This window comes from Amycolatopsis albispora, from assembly GCF_003312875.1.
In the GTDB taxonomy this organism is placed as follows: domain Bacteria; phylum Actinomycetota; class Actinomycetes; order Mycobacteriales; family Pseudonocardiaceae; genus Amycolatopsis; species Amycolatopsis albispora.
Window position 1 is genome coordinate 5,196,747 of the sequence record NZ_CP015163.1, and the last position, 17,435, is coordinate 5,214,181.

At 68.8% G+C, this 17,435-nt stretch carries 21 protein-coding genes; 14 read left to right on the top strand and 7 right to left on the bottom strand.

Features of this window, described 5'->3' with window-relative positions:
- Positions 1-17: 17 nt before the first annotated feature.
- Entirely contained in the window at positions 18-1,487 is a 1,470-nt protein-coding gene (locus A4R43_RS24435; protein WP_113697854.1) for a helix-turn-helix domain-containing protein, read from the top strand.
- Here the strand turns inward: A4R43_RS24435 and A4R43_RS24440 are convergent.
- The gene (locus A4R43_RS24440; protein ID WP_113694473.1) at positions 1,473-2,288 is read right to left on the bottom strand and encodes an alpha/beta fold hydrolase; all 816 of its coding nucleotides are present in this window, start codon (positions 2,286-2,288) and stop codon (positions 1,473-1,475) included. The two genes, A4R43_RS24435 and A4R43_RS24440, sit on opposite strands and share 15 nt — an antisense overlap.
- Before the next feature lie 93 nt (positions 2,289-2,381).
- Here A4R43_RS24440 and A4R43_RS24445 point away from each other — a divergent pair, with 93 nt between their 5' ends.
- Positions 2,382-3,194 carry an SGNH/GDSL hydrolase family protein gene (locus tag A4R43_RS24445; RefSeq protein WP_113694474.1) on the top strand — a complete coding sequence of 271 codons (813 nt, stop codon included), beginning with the start codon at positions 2,382-2,384 and terminating at the stop codon, positions 3,192-3,194.
- Positions 3,161-3,739 (top strand): TetR/AcrR family transcriptional regulator, encoded by a 579-nt coding sequence (locus tag A4R43_RS24450; RefSeq protein ID WP_113694475.1) that lies wholly within the window; start codon positions 3,161-3,163, stop codon positions 3,737-3,739. Before A4R43_RS24445 ends, A4R43_RS24450 begins: the two co-directional genes overlap by 34 nt.
- Here A4R43_RS24450 and A4R43_RS24455 read toward each other — a convergent pair.
- Both A4R43_RS24455 and A4R43_RS24460 read right to left on the bottom strand, forming a co-directional pair.
- A complete protein-coding gene (locus A4R43_RS24455; protein WP_113694476.1) occupies positions 3,718-4,257 on the bottom strand; it encodes a dihydrofolate reductase family protein in 540 nt (179 codons plus the stop codon). The two genes, A4R43_RS24450 and A4R43_RS24455, sit on opposite strands and share 22 nt — an antisense overlap.
- A 24-nt stretch (positions 4,258-4,281) precedes the next feature.
- Positions 4,282-4,887 (bottom strand): TetR/AcrR family transcriptional regulator, encoded by a 606-nt coding sequence (locus A4R43_RS24460; protein ID WP_113694477.1) that lies wholly within the window; start codon positions 4,885-4,887, stop codon positions 4,282-4,284.
- Positions 4,888-4,964: 77 nt separating this feature from the next.
- Here A4R43_RS24460 and A4R43_RS24465 point away from each other — a divergent pair, with 77 nt between their 5' ends.
- The 5 genes from A4R43_RS24465 to A4R43_RS24485 are packed head-to-tail and all read left to right on the top strand — an operon-like array spanning position 4,965 to position 7,998.
- Positions 4,965-5,588 carry an NAD(P)-dependent oxidoreductase gene (locus A4R43_RS24465; RefSeq protein ID WP_113694478.1) on the top strand — a complete coding sequence of 208 codons (624 nt, stop codon included), beginning with the start codon at positions 4,965-4,967 and terminating at the stop codon, positions 5,586-5,588.
- 56 nt (positions 5,589-5,644) lie between these two features.
- Positions 5,645-6,454, top strand: coding sequence for an SgcJ/EcaC family oxidoreductase (locus A4R43_RS24470; protein ID WP_113694479.1), 810 nt, complete (start codon positions 5,645-5,647; stop codon positions 6,452-6,454).
- The gene (locus A4R43_RS24475) at positions 6,451-6,897 is read left to right on the top strand and encodes a helix-turn-helix transcriptional regulator (RefSeq protein WP_113694480.1); all 447 of its coding nucleotides are present in this window, start codon (positions 6,451-6,453) and stop codon (positions 6,895-6,897) included. The genes A4R43_RS24470 and A4R43_RS24475 overlap by 4 nt, the downstream gene beginning before the upstream one ends.
- Positions 6,898-6,907: 10 nt before the next feature.
- Positions 6,908-7,318 carry a VOC family protein gene (locus tag A4R43_RS24480; RefSeq protein WP_113697855.1) on the top strand — a complete coding sequence of 137 codons (411 nt, stop codon included), beginning with the start codon at positions 6,908-6,910 and terminating at the stop codon, positions 7,316-7,318.
- Positions 7,318-7,998, top strand: coding sequence for a VOC family protein (locus tag A4R43_RS24485; protein ID WP_113694481.1), 681 nt, complete (start codon positions 7,318-7,320; stop codon positions 7,996-7,998). Before A4R43_RS24480 ends, A4R43_RS24485 begins: the two co-directional genes overlap by 1 nt.
- Here the strand turns inward: A4R43_RS24485 and A4R43_RS44125 are convergent, their stop codons facing one another.
- Positions 7,999-8,262, bottom strand: a complete 264-nt coding sequence (locus tag A4R43_RS44125) for a hypothetical protein (RefSeq protein WP_236808226.1) — start codon at positions 8,260-8,262, stop codon at positions 7,999-8,001.
- Here A4R43_RS44125 and A4R43_RS24490 point away from each other — a divergent pair.
- A complete protein-coding gene (locus tag A4R43_RS24490) occupies positions 8,261-10,399 on the top strand; it encodes an ATP-binding cassette domain-containing protein (RefSeq protein WP_236808227.1) in 2,139 nt (712 codons plus the stop codon). The two genes, A4R43_RS44125 and A4R43_RS24490, sit on opposite strands and share 2 nt — an antisense overlap.
- Positions 10,400-10,407: 8 nt before the next feature.
- Here the strand turns inward: A4R43_RS24490 and A4R43_RS24495 are convergent, their stop codons facing one another.
- On the bottom strand, positions 10,408-10,722 hold the full coding sequence (locus tag A4R43_RS24495; RefSeq protein ID WP_162788580.1) for a DUF2220 domain-containing protein: 315 nt from the start codon (positions 10,720-10,722) through the stop codon (positions 10,408-10,410).
- A gap of 63 nt (positions 10,723-10,785) precedes the next feature.
- Complete coding sequence (locus A4R43_RS24500) at positions 10,786-11,109, bottom strand: DUF3375 family protein (RefSeq protein ID WP_113694484.1); 324 nt, start codon at positions 11,107-11,109, stop codon at positions 10,786-10,788.
- Positions 11,110-11,173: 64 nt separating this feature from the next.
- Between A4R43_RS24500 and A4R43_RS24505 the strand changes: the two genes are divergently transcribed.
- The 3 genes from A4R43_RS24505 (at position 11,174) to A4R43_RS44805 (ending at position 13,440) form a co-directional block, all read left to right on the top strand.
- Positions 11,174-12,028 carry a hypothetical protein gene (locus A4R43_RS24505; protein ID WP_236808229.1) on the top strand — a complete coding sequence of 285 codons (855 nt, stop codon included), beginning with the start codon at positions 11,174-11,176 and terminating at the stop codon, positions 12,026-12,028.
- 159 nt (positions 12,029-12,187) lie between these two features.
- Entirely contained in the window at positions 12,188-12,646 is a 459-nt protein-coding gene (locus A4R43_RS24510) for a helix-turn-helix domain-containing protein (RefSeq protein ID WP_113697856.1), read from the top strand.
- Complete coding sequence (locus A4R43_RS44805) at positions 12,643-13,440, top strand: MATE family efflux transporter (protein ID WP_113694485.1); 798 nt, start codon at positions 12,643-12,645, stop codon at positions 13,438-13,440. Before A4R43_RS24510 ends, A4R43_RS44805 begins: the two co-directional genes overlap by 4 nt.
- Before the next feature lie 311 nt (positions 13,441-13,751).
- Here A4R43_RS44805 and A4R43_RS24520 read toward each other — a convergent pair whose 3' ends face one another.
- Complete coding sequence (locus A4R43_RS24520) at positions 13,752-14,858, bottom strand: LacI family DNA-binding transcriptional regulator (protein WP_236808231.1); 1,107 nt, start codon at positions 14,856-14,858, stop codon at positions 13,752-13,754.
- A 111-nt stretch (positions 14,859-14,969) separates the two neighbouring features.
- On the opposite strand from A4R43_RS24520, the gene A4R43_RS24525 reads away from it, so the two are divergent.
- Positions 14,970-16,235: an MFS transporter gene (locus tag A4R43_RS24525; RefSeq protein WP_236808233.1), complete on the top strand. Its 1,266-nt coding sequence runs from the start codon at positions 14,970-14,972 to the stop codon at positions 16,233-16,235.
- 37 nt (positions 16,236-16,272) lie between these two features.
- Entirely contained in the window at positions 16,273-17,430 is a 1,158-nt protein-coding gene (locus A4R43_RS24530) for a glycoside hydrolase family 1 protein (RefSeq protein WP_236809265.1), read from the top strand.
- Positions 17,431-17,435: the final 5 nt, after the last annotated feature.

The following is a 17,435-nucleotide window of genomic DNA, read 5'->3' on the forward strand; positions in this document are numbered from 1 at the left end:
TCACTACGCTCGTCCACATGGCGGAGCGGCCGGCACCGGAGCTACTGCGCGACCCGATGGAGTACGCGCAGCTGCTGCGTGCCGTGCACGAGGCCGTGCTGTCCGGCGTGCCGTCGCCGCGGTCGCCGCGCTCGCTGATCTCCGAATCCTGGGACCGCTCGCTCGCCGCGCACGTCGATCCGGACCGCAAGCTGCCGCCGGTGGTCTGCGACCGGGGTGAGGTCGCCGACCTGCGGGAAGCGCACCCGCTCGCGCCGGTGCTGCCGCTGCTGCGCCAGACGCTGGTCAGCATCGCCGACGACGCCGAGCACATCATGATCGTCACCGACGCGGACGGCCTGATCCTGTGGCGCGAGGGGGCCAGCGACGTCTGCCGCCGCGCCGACGAGGTCCGGCTCGCCGAGGGCACCCGCTGGACCGAGGACGTGATCGGCACCAACGCCATGGGCACCGCACTGGCCACCGGCGAGGCCGTGCAGATCTACTCGGCCGAGCACCTGGTGCGCACCTACCACACCTGGACCTGCGCGGCGGCGCCGTTGCGCGACCCCGACACCGGCGCCCTGCTGGGCGCGATCGACGTCAGCGGGCCGCTGCGGACGGTCCACCCGGCGATGCTGGCGCTGGTCACGGCGTCGGCGAGCCTGGCGGAGGGACAGTTGCGGGCGCAGCTGGCGGTCCGCGACGAGAAGACGCGGCGGGCCAACATGCCGCACCTGGCCGCGTTGCGCGGTGAACCGGGCGCGCTGCTGTCGGCGAGCGGGCGGGTGCTGGCCACCGAGTCGTGCGAACTGCCGTCCACAGTGGACATCCGGCGGGCCGGCGGCGCGGTGACCCTGCCGGACGGCCGCCTCGGCACCGTCGAACCGCTGCCCGACGGTTATCTGCTCCGGGTCAAGCGCGGCACCAGGGTGACGCGAACGCCGAAGCTCGCCCTGCGGTTCCTCGGCGACGGCTACCCTTCGGCCACAGTGGACGGTCGCGAGGTGCCGATCACCCTGCGGCACGCGGAAATCCTCACCCTGCTGGCGCTGCACCCGGCCGGGCTGACCGCGGACAAGCTGGCCTGGCAGCTCTACGGCGACGCGGGCAACCCGGTGACCGTGCGCGCCGAAATCCACCGGCTGCGCGGGCAACTCGGCCCGGAGGTGGTGCGGACGCGCCCGTACCGGCTGGCCGCCGAACTGGACGCGGACTTCCTGCGCGCCAGGTCCGCCGCGCGTCGTGGCTTCACCGTGGACTTCCCCGGGCCGCTGCTCCCGGAGTCGGAATCGCCCGCGGTGCGGGAGGAACGGGAATCGCTCACCGCGCTGGTGCGCCACGTCCTGCTGACCACCGGCGACAGCGACGCCCTCTGGTCCTATTGGGACACTTCATGCGGGGTCGACGACACGGAGATCATGGACGCCCTGCTCGACGCACTCCCCCGCGAGGACCCGCGGCGCTCCCTGGTCCGCACGCACCGCGGCCGCCTACTCGCCCCGTAGGAACGGCAGCAACGCACCGAGCAGAGCCGCCGGGTTGTCCTCCTGCACCAGGTGCCCGGCGCCCTGGATCAGCCGCAGCCCCGCACCCGGCACCAGCCCGGCCAGCTCCGACGCCTTGGCCACCGGGATCCACTGGTCGTCCACACCCCAGCAGACCAGGAACGGCAGGTCGATCTCCGGATATCGCGGCTGCACCTCATCGGTGTAGCGCTGGTCGGCCTGCGCGATCTGCCGGTAGAACGCGGCCTGCCCGACCTCGCCGAGCCACGGTTCGGTCAGCTTCGTCAGCACGTCCGCGTGCAGCCCCGGCGAACTCGCCGAGTTGATGTACTCACGCACCAGCGCCTCGTGCAGGAACGGCGGCAGTTCCTCGAAAACCGCGGCATTCTCCCGCACCAGCCGGAAAAACGGCGACCCCCACGGCGCGAGCGCCACCGGGTCGACCACCGCGAGCCGCTCGTACGCGCGTCCGTGCAGCAGGTGCGCGCGCAGCGAGACGGCGCCGCCGAAATCGTGCGCGACCACCGCGGGCCGGTCCAGGCCCCAGTGGTCCAGCAGCTCGCTGAACACCCGCGCCTGCGCGGCCAGCGACACGTCCTGGCCGTCGAACTTCGCGGACTGGCCGTAACCCGGCATGTCCCAGAGGTAAACCCGCCACCACCCGGCCAGCACCTCGGCGAACCGGCGCCAGACGAACGACGACCACGGCGTGCCGTGCAGCAGCACCAGCGGCGGGCCGTCACCGAAGCTCGCCCACCGCACCTGTCCGGCCGAACTCTCGAACCGCTCAGTCAGCTCCATGCCCCCACCCAACCAGAGACCCGATGTAGACGGCGTCTACATGGGTTTGCTACAAAGTGGGACCGGGTTGAACAGACGGCGACGGAGAGATGAATGGGTTACGAACGCTTTGTCGCGCTCGGCGACAGCTGCACGGAAGGGCTCGACGACCCGCATCCGGCGGACGGGCGCTACCGCGGCTGGGCCGACCTCGTCGCCGCCCGGCTCGCCATGGACGCGCCCGGGTTCCGCTACGCCAACCTGGGCGTGCGCGGCCGTCGGCTGGACCAGATCACCGTCGAGCAGGTACCCGCGCTCAGCACGCTGCAACCCGATCTGGTCGCCCTGTTCGGCGGCGCCAACGACGTGCTCGCCGGCGCGAGCGCGGCCGAACTCGCGCGCCGCGTGGACACCGCCGTGCACCGCGTCACCGGGCTCGCCCCGAAGGTGGTGCTGTTCACGCTGAGCGACATCTCCCACCGCATGCCGTTCGGCAAGCGTTTGCGCCCCCGGATCGAAGCGCTCAACGACGCCATCCGCGACGCCGCCGCCACCTACGGCACCGAGCTGGTCGACCTCTGGCCCGACCGCGCCGCCGACGACCTGCGGTACTTCGGCCGCGACCGGCTGCACCTGTCCGACCTCGGCCACCGCCGCCTCGCCGCGCACCTGCTCACCGCATTGGCGGTGCCGTTCGAGCCGAGCTGGCTGGCCGACCTGCCCGGCGCGCCCGCCCGGCCGGACGCCCGCGCGCACGCCGAATGGCTGTGGCACGTGGTCCGGCCGGTCGCCATCACGCGCCTGCGCAACCGGCTGATCGGCCGCTCCCCCGGCGACGGCTTCCTGCCGAAGCGCCCGGAACTGTTGCCGGTCTCGACCGAGGAGATCAGGGCATGGATCTCCGCCCCGCTCCCCGGCAACGCCTGATCGACGGCGCCGTCGCCCTGCTCGCGGCCGACGGCGTCGAGGCGGTCACCCTGCGCGGCATCGCCAAGCACACCGGCGTCTCGCACGGTGCCCCGCTGCGCCACTTCGCCGGCCGCGCCGAACTGCTCTCCGCCGTCGCGGCCACCGGGTTCACCGAGCTGTACGCGCGCCGCGAGACGCTGCCGCCCGGTCCGCCGCGCGCCAGGCTGATCGCCGCCTGCCACGCCTACATCGAGTTCGCGCTGGGCAACCCGGCGATGTTCGAGCTGATGTTCCGGCACGACCTGCTCGACACCGAGGACGCCGAACTCGTGCGCGCCAGCAGCGCGGTCTTCGACTTCTTCGCGGACCTGGCGGGCGCGGCGTCGGAGCCGGACACCGATCCCCGCCTGACCGCCGCGTCGCTGTGGGCGGCGCTGCACGGCCTGGCGGAGCTGTGGCTGTGGGGCGGCCTCGCCAAGGCCAGCTTCGCGCCGTCGATCGACGTGCTGCTGGCGGTCACCCTGGACGCCTACCTCGGGAGTCAGCCGGCCACCGGGCGGTAGACGATCCGGACCGCGCCGCCGGGGAACTGCTCGGTCTCGGCGACCTCGAAGTTCACCTGGGTGTTGTCGAACAGGCGCTCGCCCTTGCCGAGCACGGTCGGGTGGACCAGCAGCTCCAGCTCGTCCAGCAGGCCCTCGGCCAGCAGCCAGCGGACCACGCTGACGCTGCCGGAGACCAGGATGTCCCCGCCGTCGCGGGCCTTCTCCTCGGCCAGCTTCGCCGCCGCGTCGGTGTTGATCAACGTGGAGGGCGTCCAGTCGACCGAGTCCAGCGTGGTGGACAGCACCAGCTTCGGCACGCTGTTCAGCACGCCGGCCAGCGCGTCCTCGGTCTCGTTCGGCCAGTGCGACGCGAAGATCTCGTAGGTCTTGCGGCCGAGCAGGAGCGCGCCCGCCTCGGTGAACCGCGAGCCGGTGACCTCCCCCATCCGGTCGTCGAAGAACGGTCCCTGCCAGGTTTCCGGTGCCTCGACCACCCCGTCGAGCGAGATGAAGAGGCTCGCAACAATCTTCCGCATGCAGGCAGCGTCGCGGACGCGGCTCTACGCGCGCTCGAGAAGCCCCAGACCGTCGAGCAGGGTGCGCACCCAGCCTTCGGCCAGCTTCCGCCGAGTGGGCTCGTCCTCACGCCGCTGGTCGAAGTTGCTCAGGAAGCCTTGTTGCAGGCACGCGCCGAGCAGCAGTTCGGCCGCCGCGCGCGGATCGGCCTTCACACTGATCCGGCCGAGGCGCTGTTCGGCTTCGAGATAGTCGGCGAGCATGTCGCCGACGTGCCGCGGGCCCTTGCCGCGGTCGTGCACCACCTCGCGGTGCGCGGTGAGCAGGTGCGGATCGGAGAACAGCGAAGCGGCGATCGGGAACGTCTCGCCGTAGAAGGCGATCGCGGCCTCGGCGAACTCGGTGAGCACCTGCTCGACCGGATCCCCGCCGACCCGCTCCGGCAGGCCGCCGATCAGCAGGCCGAGCCCGGTCGGCATCCGTTCTTCGAGCACCGCGAGGAACAGGTCGGTCTTGTCGCGGAAGTGCTTGTACAGCGCGGCTTCGGAGAAGCCCGCCGCCTTCGCGATCTCCTTTGTGGTCGCCTTCGCCAGCCCGTGGCTGCGCATCACCCGCGCGGCCGCGTCGAGGATCCGGTCCCGAGTGCTCAAGGCGCCTCCCGCTTGACAAGTAAGTGAGTGCTCACCCACTATACCGGTTAGTGAGCACTCACCAACCAGGAGGGATCATGAAGATCACCCTTTTCGGGGCCACCGGCGCCACCGGCAAGCACGTGGTCGACCAGGCGTGTGCGGCCGGGCACCAGGTCACGGCCGTGGTCAGGGACGCGTCGAAGCTGACCAGGGGCGACGTGACCGTGGTCGAGGCCGACACCATGGACCCCGCGGCGATCGAGCCCGCGGTGGCCGGAGCCGACGGGGTGATCTCCGCGCTGGGCAGCCGGAACGGCCGCGCTCCCACCACCGTCTGCACCGACGGCGCGGCGAGCATCCTGCGCGCGATGGCCGCGGTGGGCACCCGGCGGCTGGTGGTGGTCAGCGCGAGCGGGCTGGCCAAGGACAACGACGGCCCGCTCACGCGCGTGCTGGTCAAGCCGCTCGTGCAGCGGATGCTGCGGAACCCGTTCGCCGACATGACCCGGATGGAGGAACTCGTCCGCGAAAGCGAACTCGACTGGACGATCGTGCGCCCGCCGATGCTCACCGAAGGGCCGCGCGGGCCGTACCGGACCGCGGTCGACACCGGCGTGCGCGGCGGCATGCGGATTTCGCGGGCAAATCTCGCTCACGCGCTCCTGCGTGCGCTGCCCGACGAAGACACCTACGGGAAAGTCCTCACCGTGGCGCGATGAGTTCCGTGCCTTCGCCGGGTTACAGGGGTGGACGCATTCGGCGAAAGGACGCGGTGATGAACGACCAGGAGCAGATCCGGAGCCTGATCGAGCAGTGGATCGGGGCGGTGAACCAGCACGACCTGCCGGGCGTGCTCGCGGAGCACACCGACGACGTGGTCATGTTCGACGTGCCGGAACCGCAGGACGGGGTTCGCGGCATCGAGGCCTACCGCGAAACGTGGCCGCCGTTCTTCGAATGGCTTGCGAACGGCGCGATTTTCGAACTGGTGTCGCTGGAAGTCACCGCCGGCGCGGACGTCGCGTTCGCCTTCGCCCTGCTGCGCTGCGGCAAGCCCGCCGAGATCGGCGACCAGCGGCTCCGGATCAGCTTCGGCCTGCGGAAAGAGGATGGGCGCTGGCTGATCGCGCACGAGCACCACTCGTTCCCGCTGGTCGTGGACGGTGACGCGCGGGTGCGCGCAATCCACGAGGAATGGTTCGAGGAAACCGCGCGCAAGGACCTCGACGGAATGATGGCGCACATCGCGGACGACGTGGTGTCGTACGAGCACGACGGCCCGCTGGAGTTCGTCGGCCTACCGGCGGTGCGCGAGGTGTGCCGGGCCGGGCTCGAGCAGAGCACGGGCAAGGTGGAATGGCACATGCCGGAAATGACCGTGCTCACCGGGGACGACCTCGCCGTGGCCTGGGGCATCAACCACCTGCGAGCGGAGCGGCCGGACGGCACGTTCGCGGAGGACCGGTCGCGGGGCACGCGGGTCTTCCAGCGCCGTGACGGCCGGTGGCGGATGGTTCACCAGCACGTGTCCTTCCCGCGGGATCCCGACACGGAACCGTCCGATATGGCACGATTTCGCGAGTGAGCAGTAGCAGACCCGCGGCGACGCAGCACCTGCGCGACCTCGCGCGGCTGCGTCGCGTCCGCGACCGCATCGACCGCGAGTACGCGCGGCCACTGGACGTCGAAGCGCTGGCCCGCGGGGTCAACATGTCGGCAGGTCACCTCAGCCGCCAGTTCCGCGCCGCCTACGGTGAGTCGCCGTATTCCTATTTGATGACCCGTCGCATCGAACGGGCGATGGCGCTGCTCCGGCGTGGTGACCTCAGCGTCACCGAGGTCTGCTTCGAAGTCGGCTGTTCCTCGCTCGGCACCTTCAGCAGCCGCTTCACCGAGCTGGTCGGGGTGCCGCCCAGCGTGTACCGGCGTGAGGCGCAACAGGCCACCGAGGGCATGCCGTCGTGCGTGTCGAAGCAGGTGACCAGACCGATCAGGAATCGAGAAGCGCCCGCCAGCAGCCTCACCTAGCGTGACGGCCATGGACATCAGCATTCACTCCAGCTTCCTCCCGCAGGACGATCCGGAGGCCGCGCTCGCCTTCTACCGCGACACGCTCGGCTTCGAGGTCCGCAACGACGTCGGTTACGAGGGCATGCGGTGGATCACCGTCGGCCCGGTCGGCCAGCCCGGCACCTCCATCGTGCTGCACCCGCCCGCCGCCGATCCCGGGATCACCGAGGAGGAACGCCGCACCATCACCGAGATGATGGCCAAGGGCACCTACGGCGGTATCAACCTGGCCACCCGCGACCTCGACGCGGTGTTCACCCGGCTGCAGGCCGGTGACGCGGAGGTGGTGCAGGAGCCGACCGAGCAACCGTACGGGGTCCGCGACTGTGCCTTCCGCGATCCCGCCGGGAACATGATCCGCATCCAGGAACTGCGCTGATGCTCTCCCTCAACGCGGTTGGCGTGCCGGAAGGCGGGCGCGCCCTGTACGACGACCTGCACGTCGGCGGCCAGGTCGAGCTGACCGGCGCCGGAGCGCCGCCGGACGCGGGGTGCGTGCTGACCTACATCGTCGACCAGCCGAGCGAGGTGGAAACCGTGCTGGCCACCGCGGTCCGCCACGGCGCGGAGGTGCTCAAGCCGGCGAAGAAGTCGCTGTTCGCCGGATTCGCCGCGACCTGCCGGGCGCCGGACGGCACGGTGTGGAAGCTGACCGCGCCCACCAGGAAGGACACCGGCCCGGCCGCGGACCAGCCGGCGCCGACCGAGCTGGTGGCCATTCTCGCGGTCGCGGATCCCAAGGCGGCCAAGGCGTTCTACGAATCGCTGGGCATGGCGGTGGACCGCGACTACGGTGCCAAGTTCATCGACTTCCAGCTGACGCCGGGACGGCCGCGGCTGGGCCTGATGACCCGCGAGGCACTGACCAAGGACGCCGGCGGCCTGGGCACGGCGGTCCTCACCTGCACGGCCGATTCCCGCGAAGAGGTCGACCGGGTGCTGGCGGCGGCGGTCGCGGCAGGCGGCCGGATCACCGCGCCCGCTCAGGAAAACGGCGGCTACGCCGGGGAGTTCGCCGCCCCGGACGGCCACCGGTGGAAAGTCCGGTTCACGCACTAGCTAGTTGGAGGGGCACAGCATGAGCAGGAGCACGCGGACGGGCCAGCGGTCGCCGCACGTTGCCGACAGCCACGATCTGATCCGCGTGCACGGCGCGCGCGTGAACAACCTGAAGGACGTCACGGTCGAGATCCCGAAGCGCCGGCTGACGGTGTTCACCGGCGTTTCCGGGTCCGGCAAGAGTTCGCTGGTGTTCAGCACGATCGCCGCCGAGTCGCAGCGGATGATCAACGAGACGTACAGCGCTTTTGTGCAGGGGTTCATGCCGACGCTGGCGCGTCCCGAGGCCGATCTGCTGGAGAACCTGACCACGGCGATCATCGTCGACCAGGAGCGGATGGGCGCCAACCCGCGGTCCACTGTGGGCACTGCCACCGACGCGAACGCCTTGCTGCGCATCCTGTTCAGCCGCCTGGGGAAGCCGCACATCGGTTCGCCGAACGCGTATTCGTTCAACGTGCCATCGGTGAAGGCCAGCGGTGCGATCACCATCGAGCGCGGCAACAAGAAGACGGTGAAGGCCACCTTCAACCAGACCGGCGGCATGTGCCCGCGCTGCGAAGGCCGCGGTGCGATCAACGACATCGACCTGACGCAGCTCTACGACGAAACGAAGTCGCTCGCCGAGGGCGCGATCACCGTGCCCGGTTACAACCCGGACGGCTGGACGGTCCGCTACTTCACCGCGTCGGGCTTTCTCGACGCGGACAAGCCGATCCGGAAGTACACCAAGCGGGAGCTGCACGATTTCCTGTACAAAGAGCCCACCAAGGTGAAGATCGAGAACACGAACATCACCTATGAGGGCCTGGTACCGCGTATTCAGAAATCCTTCCTGTCCAAGGACAAGGAAGCAATGCAGCCGCACATCCGCGCGTTTGTCGAACGCGCGGTCACCTTCACCACCTGCCCCGACTGCGACGGTACCCGGTTGAGCGAGGCGGCGCGGTCGTCGAAGATTTCCGGGAAGAGCATCGCGGATCTGTGCGCGATGGAGATCCGGGACCTGGCCGAATGGGTCCGCAAACTCCAGCAGCCCACCGTCGCGCCCCTGCTGGCCACCCTGCAGCACACCCTGGACTCCTTCGTCGAAATCGGCCTCGGCTACCTCTCCCTCGACCGCCCCGCCGGCACCCTGTCCGGCGGCGAAGCCCAGCGCACCAAACTCATCCGCCACCTCGGCTCCGCCCTCACCGACGTCACCTACGTCTTCGACGAACCCACCATCGGCCTGCACCCCCACGACATCCAGCAAATGAACGACCTGCTGCTACGCCTGCGCGACAAAGGCAACACCGTGCTCGTCGTCGAACACAAACCCGAAACCATCGCCATCGCCGACCACGTCATCGACCTCGGCCCCGGCGCCGGCAGCGACGGCGGCACCATCACCTACCAAGGCCCGCTGGCCGGCCTGCGTAAAAGCGGCACCCTCACCGGCCGCCACCTCGACGACCGCGCCACCCTCAAACCCGAAGTCCGCACCCCCACCGGCACCCTGGAAATCCGCGGCGCCACCACCCACAACCTGCAACACGTCGACGTCGACATCCCGCTCGGCGTGCTCTGCGTCATCACCGGCGTCGCCGGCTCCGGCAAAAGCTCCCTCCTGCACGGCTCCCTACCCACCGACGCCGGAGTCATCACCGTCGACCAAACCCCCATCCGCGGCTCCCGCCGCAGCAACCCCGCCACCTACACCGGCCTGCTCGACCCCATCCGCAAAGCCTTCGCCAAAGCCAACAACGTCAAACCCGCCCTGTTCAGCCCCAACAGCGAAGGCGCCTGCCCCGCCTGCAACGGCGCCGGCGTCATCTACACCGACCTCGGCATCATGGCCGGCATCACCACCACCTGCGAAGAATGCGACGGCCACCGCTTCCAAACCGCCGTCCTCGACTACCACCTCGCCGGCCACAACATCAGCGACGTCCTCGCCATGTCCGTCGCCCAAGCCCACCACTTCTTCACCACCGGCGACGCCACCACCCCCGCCGCCCACACCATCCTCACCCGCCTGCACGACGTCGGCCTCGGCTACCTCAAACTCGGCCAACCCCTGACCACCCTGTCCGGCGGCGAACGCCAACGCCTCAAACTCGCCACCCACATGGCCGACAAAGGCGGCATCTACCTGCTCGACGAACCCACCACCGGCCTGCACCTCGCCGACGTCGAACAACTCCTCACCCTGCTCGACCGCCTCGTCGACACCGGCAAATCCGTCCTCGTCATCGAACACCACCAAGCCGTCATGGCCCACGCCGACTGGCTCATCGACCTCGGCCCCGGCGCCGGCCACGACGGCGGCCGCATCATCTACCAAGGCACCCCCGCCGACCTGGTCACCAACCCCACCACCCTCACCGGCAAACACCTAGCCGAATACGTCACCCGCTGACCGGAAACTCAGCGGCATTGCCGGGTAGCGTCGAGAACGGCGGCGTACGAGATGCGTTCTTGCTCCAGCCGCACAGAACTCCCCAGCACGCCCTCCACAAGATCGGTGTAGAGGCTTGCCTCGTCCGGAAGAAGTGCCTCGAGGTGCTCGTTGGTGGGGTTGGGCTCCCCAACCCATTGCTCCTCGTGGGCCAGGAGCGTGGCCCGGTCCATGAGCATGGACCGGGCGCCTCCGAACGAGCGGCGCACGCTGTTCAAGATCGCGAAGCCGTGGGTGTCGATGTCACCCCAGTAGACAAGATCCTTGTGCGCCAGCCACTTCAACGGACGCAGCCGGGCGGCCGCGTAACCCTCACCGAAGAGCTAACGCGCGATGGCGGCGAACGGCTAGTAGCGATCCTGCTGGGCCGAATCGTCGAGCACGGCGAAGTCACCACCGGCGAGCCGGGCGGCCGGATCGGTTTGCGCTCCATAGGCCATCTGGCGCAGCAGTTCGAACACCGTGTTCAGGCGGGACTCGGTACCGACGAACGAACGCTCCCACAACTCGTCGTCGAGACGGCTCGTCAGCTCGGTCGCCGAAATCGAGCGCACGTTGTCGTCGACGAACACCTTACGGAGAAAGCCCAGCACCAGTGGTGCGTGGTCAGCGCGCAGCAGCCGCCACGCCGGGTCATGACGACGCAGGGAGTCGAGCTCGTCGAAGTCCATCAGTGCTCACTGTCTCACCGCTACCATTCGTGTCCGCGAGCAGAGTCGGCGAACCGGATGGGCAGTGAGCGAATACCAGTACTACGAGTTCCTGGCGATCGACCGTCCGCTGGACGAGGACGCACGGGCGGTGGTCCGCTCGCTGTCCACCCGGGCGGCGATCACCGCCACCAGCTTCGTGAACGAGTACCACTGGGGCGATTTCAAGGGCGACCCGGAATGGCTGATGGAACGCTATTACGACGCGCACTTGTACGCCGCCAATTGGGGCACGCGCCGCGTCATGTTCCGCTTGCCGTCTGATCGGCTGGATCCGGACGTCGCCGAGGACTACTGCGTCGGCTACCAGGTCACCGCCCGGGCCGCGGGTGATTTCCTCGTGCTCGCTTTCACCAGCGAGGACGAACCCGACGAATTCGACGACGATCACACAGCTTCGCTGTCCGCCATCGCCGGAGTTCGCACCGAACTCGCCGCCGGTGATCTTCGGCCGCTCTACCTGGCCTGGCTCGCCGCCTACGGCACCTGGGAGCGCGACGAAGACGCCTTCGACCGCGAGTCCGATGACGACCTCGAGCCGCCGGTACCACCCGGCTTGCGCACGCTCACGGCGGCACAACGGGCCCTGGCCGACTTCCTCCGCCTCGACGACGACCTGCTCGAAACCGCTGCTGAGACTTCTCCGCCACTCGAAGTGGTTACCGGCGACGTCACCGCTTGGGTGGCCCAACTGCCCGCCACCGAGAAGACCCACTTGCTGACGAGAGTCCTGAACGGCGACGCCGCACGGGTGCGATGGGAACTGCTACATCGCTTCCGTGGTCACAGCACCGCAGCCATCCCACCCCGCCGAACCGCCGGCGACCTACTGGACACCGCCGCCCGCCGCCGCACCACCCGACCACCGCAGGACTTCTAGAATTCCACCCCACCGAATCGATAGCTGCCCGATCAGATCAACGCAACCACGCGGGGGTCCGGGGGCGAAGCCCTCCGGGCGGGGCGTGGGGGCTGCGCCCCCACAAAACACGCGGAACGCAAAAGGCGAGTGCTCTCCGCGAGCACTCGCCTCCCATGCGTGGACTTTAGGGGTGCTTACTCGAACATAAAAGACCAGGTCAGAGCCCTGGAGGAGCTCCGTGAGAAGCTCCCCAGCCTCGATACGCCCGAGCCGCCGTCGATCGAGCGCGATCGACCCCGGCGTGCCCGGCAACTCCATGCCGATCAAGTCGAGCAGTTGATTGCTGCCTACCGGTCCGGTGCGACGGTGTACGAGCTCGGTGACCGGTTCGGCATCGAACGGCGCACGGTCAGCAACATCCTCCACCGGCACGGCGTGGCGATGCGCCGCCGCGGCCTCTCGCCCGAGCAGGTCGACGACGCTATCCACCTTTACAACCTCGGCTGGTCGCTGGCGCGCGTCGGCGATCACCTGGGGGTCAACCACACGACCGTGCTGAACAAGCTGCGTGAACGCGGCATCCCCACGCGAGACAGCCATGGACGTCCGCGCGTCGAAGCAGGTGGTGCTCGATGACCAGGCGTGCAGCTGTGTCGACTCGATCAGGTTCGGACGGGGCTGCTGTGGTTCAGGCCGTCACCGTGATCATGGGCGTCGTCGTCGGCCTTACTTTCCTGTTCGGCTTCGGCAACGTCCTCAACCTCGCACTCCGACTCGGCGTGCCCGCCTGGGTCGCGCCGCTGGTGGCTCCAGCAGTTGACCTTTCGATCCTCGGGCTTCTGCTTGGCACGCGGCACTTGGCCCTCACCGGCGCGTCCCCGGAGGTGCTACGGCCCGCTCGCCGGCTGTTGATCTTCGCGAGCGTGGTCACCCTCGCGCTGAATGTGGCGGAGCCTCTCGTCGCGGGCGAGTTTGGTAAGGCGGCGTTCGACGCGGTAGGGCCGCTCCTCCTGATCGGATGGTCGGAGGTCGGCCCTGGCCTCTTGCAAGCGATCGGCGCAACGAGGCCAGTGCACAAACGACAAGACTTTCATCAAACAGAACGGCAAGCGCCAGCGAGGTCCGAAGCTAGTACCGACGTGGCGCAGGCTCGCCCAAAGGTAGATCACGTCATGCGGCCTGGTGACCAGCCTCCGCCTAGCAAGCGGTCACCGGAGGCCTTACTAGTGCAGGCGCGACAAGAGGACGCAGCTCACCGCACAGCTCATCAAAGGCCGATATCGGCTGACACGCTGCGCGTTCGGCTTGGGATAGGGGCTGCTCAGGCGCGACGGCTCGTCAAGATCATCCGGGCCGAGTTTGATGCGCAGCCAAGTTCGCGGCGCCCCAGCGGTAACGTGGGGGAGACGCGTAGCGTGGCAGCCGCGTGAATGCATCACCGATCCTGCTTGCGCCAAGCCGAGCGCCCAAACGACTGCTTCGGTGGCAAGGCGTGGGCTTGCTCGGCCTGGTGGCGGTAGGCAGCAGAACTGCCCTCTATTGCCGTGCTCGGCACTTCCGCAGCGAGGTCACTCGACCTCCCATTCGTGGTGCGGCCGATGTGTCAGACGGGGCCATGATCCTTGACGGCGTACCGGCGGACACGAGCCCGCGACAGCCGACTCGCCTGCCAGATCCCGGTGACGACGAAGACTCGTGGAAATCCCGGAAACACAGCTGTGATGCCCAGGCTTGGGCATCCTCACCTGTCCTTTCGGCAGGCGGTTGATTCGCGCTCGACCAAGAAGGTCGTTGGCTCGGGGAAATCGGTGTTCACCGGACGATCTTCGGCGCGGCGGATCGCCTGTTCGGCCATCCAGCGGCCGACGCCCACGCTGTCGATGCCGACCGTCGAAATCGTCGGCGCGAAACAGGACGCCATCGGTGTGTTGTCGTGCCCGATCACCGCCAGTTCTTCCGGCACCGAGATGCCGGCACGGATCGCGGCGCCCACGATGGTTCCTGCGACTTCGTCGTTGAACGCGACCACGCCGGTAACACCCGCCGCGAGCCATTCGTGCAGCACTCCCGCCAGATCGGCGTCCCGGTAGTCGATCCGGCGAGCGTCGACCAGGTCCAGCCCCAACCGGGCAGCTTCACGCTCCACTGTGCGTCGGCGGACCGCGGACAGGTCGGCCAGCCGGGTGTCCGGCGTCGCCGCGAACGCCAGCTTGCGGTGGCCGAGCGACGCGAGGTGGCGCACCTGGAGCTGGGGCCCGGCGAGGACGACAGGCATCGCGTCGAGGGCGACGTGATCGTCCGGATCCGGCACGATCCGCGTGATCCCGGCGGCGCGAATGGACCGCACATCGTCGGGCGTGAACGGGACGAGCCCGGCGACGACTTCCGGCTCGACGAGCTTCCACAGCGGCTGGGCGTGCTCCGACTCGTGGTGGGTGTGGATGATGGTGGCGTAGCCGGCCTCGTCCAGCATCCGGGTCGCCTCGTCCAGCTGCGTGCGCAGGGAGAACTCGATCGGCCAGTCCGGCAGCACGATCAGGACGATCCGCGACCGCCCCCGCGCCAGCGCCTGCGCGACCGTGCTGGGCTGGTAACCCAGCCGCTCGGCCGCCTGCAGAACCCGCTCCCGTGTTTCCGGGGAGATCCGGGCGCCGGGCGTGTCGTTCAGGACGTAGCCCACGGTCGCCCGGGACACCCCGATCGACCGCGCCACGTCGGCCGCGGTCACCCTCCGGCCGTTCCTGTCCTTCACGTCACCGTCAACCATGCGTTGTCCCCAGCGTGTGCTTGTGCGCGCAACCACACGCAGAGTAGCAGAGCAAGTCGTGCTTGCGCGCGCAACCAGCACGTCGTACCGTCACTGCTCACAGCCTGGTTGCGCGCGCCACCACGTCGAGACAACGGAGTCCGCATGACTACTGAACCCCTTGGCACCCAGCCGCCCCCGGATGTCCCAGCAGTGGCCGCCGAAACCGTCACCCTCGACCCGGCCGAGCCGGACCTCAAGCCCGTCAGCGCCTGGTTCATGACCGTCTACTCGCTGACCAACTTCGGCCTGGCGCTCGTGCTCCTGACGCCGGGGCTGTTCAGCCTGGCCTACAAGATCCAGCTCATCGATCCGGCTTCGAAGGAGAGCAGCCTCGGGCTGGTCATCGGCGTCGGCGCGCTCGGAACGATCATCGTGGGCCCGATCATCGGCGCGCTCAGCGACCGGACCCGGCTGGCGTGGGGGCGTCGGCGGCCGTACCTGGTCCTCGGCATCGCTATCAACGTCGCCGGTTCGCTGATGATCGCCACGGCGTCGTCGGTCACGGCGGTCCTGTTCGGGTGGGTGGTCGCGAACCTCGGCGGGACGTTCGCGGGAACGGCGGTGACTCCTGTCATCGCCGAATGGGTCCCAGAATCGCAGCGGGGAAAGTTCGGGGCACTGGGCGGTGTCACCGGTCAGCTGGCCGGGGTGGCCGCTGCCCTGGTCGGGAGCCTGGTTCTCGGCAACCAGGTACTGCTGTTCCTGTTGCCGGTGCTGGTCTTGGCGGCGACCTCAGTGCTGTTCCTGTTCACCGTCCCTGACCGTCCCGCCCCGGCCACCATGTCGTCGGTGTCGGTGTTCCAGTTCTTCAAGGATCTGGCCTTCAACCCGTTTGCCCACCGGGACTTCTCCCTCGTCCTGATCGGGAAGTTCCTCATCACCTTGGGGACCAACTTCTTCACGACCTACCAGCTGTATTTCATGCTGGACCGGTTGAAGCTCGTCCCGGCGGAGGCCGGGCAGAAGCTCGCGCTGCTGGGCGGGATCGGATTGCTGGTCGGCATGGGGTCCGCCGTCGTCAGCGGGATGATCTCCGACCGGATTCGGCGCCGGAAGCCGTTTATCTACGGGGCGGCCATGGCGATGGCGAGTGGCCTGATCGTGGCCTCCACGGCGAGCGAACTGGTGCTCTACAGCGTGGGTGCGATCCTGCTGACGCTGGGCGTCGGCATGTTCGGCACGGTGGACCTGGCACTGGTGAGCGACGTCATGCCGGACCGGAAAACCCAGGCCGGCAAGTACATGAGCATCTACTACAACATCGCCAGCAATCCGGCCGGCGCGATCGCCCCGATCCTCGCACCGCTCGTGCTGGCCATCGGCGGTGGTGGCAACTACGCCGCGCTGTTCCTCACCGCCGCCGTCCTGGCCGCGGGCGCGGGCTTGACGGCCTGGCGGATCCGCGGCGTCAAGTAAATCCCGGACAACTTCAAGGAGATCTGCTGTGACCCGTATGTTCCCCGGCGGATTCCTCTGGGGCGCGGCCACCGCGGCCCACCAGGTAGAGGGCAACAACCTGAACAACGACTGGTGGCAGCTCGAGCAGGACGCGGCTCCGCACGTCCAGTACAGCGGCGACGCGGTGGACAGCTACCACCGCTACGAAGAGGACATGAGCCTGCTGGCGGAGGCCGGTTTCACGGCCTACCGGTTCAGCCTCGAGTGGTCGCGTATCGAGCCCCTGCCGGGGAAGTTCTCGCGCGCCGAGCTCGCGCACTACCGGCGGATGATCGACACCGCGCTGCGGCTGGGACTCACCCCCTTGGTGACTCTGCACCACTTCACCCACCCCCGGTGGCTGGGCGCACACGAAGCCTGGCTTCGGGACGATGCCGTGGACCTCTTCGCCCGGTACGTCGAGCAGGCCGTCACCATCCTCGACGGCGTCGAATGGGTGTGCACCATCAACGAACCCAACGTCCTCGCGGTCAACCACGGTTCGCTGGCCGAAGTCGCCGCCGGCCGGCCGTATCCGTTCGGGGCACTGCCCGACGTCAAGATCGGGACGGCGCTGATCGAGGCGCACCGGGAGGTGGCCCCGCTCGTGCGGCAGGCCGCCGGCGCCAAGGTCGGGTGGACGGTCGCGAACCAGGCGCTCGTGCCCGCCGAGGGCGGCGAAGCCAAGCACGCCGAAGTGCAGGGGATCTGGGAGGACATGTACCTCGAAGCCGCTCGTGACGACGACTTCGTCGGCGTCCAGTCCTACACCAGCCAGCTCGTCGACGAGAACGGCATCGTGCCGCATCCCGAACACCCCGACAACACCCTTGTGGGCTGGGCGTACCGCCCGGACGCGCTCGGGATCGCCGTCCGGCACACCCGCGAGGTCGTCGGTGACGTCCCGATCGTCGTCACTGAGAACGGCATCGCCACCCCCGACGACGAACGCCGCATCGGCTATACCACGTCCGCTTTGCAGGGACTGCACGACGCCATCGAGGACGGCATCGACGTGCGTGGCTACGTCCACTGGAGCCTGCTGGACAACTTCGAATGGGGACGGTGGGAACCGACCTTCGGGCTCATCGCCGTGGATCGCGAGACCTTCGAGCGCCGCCCCAAGCCGAGCCTCGGCTGGCTGGGTTCCGTCGCCCGCGCCAACGCTCTGTAAGCCGC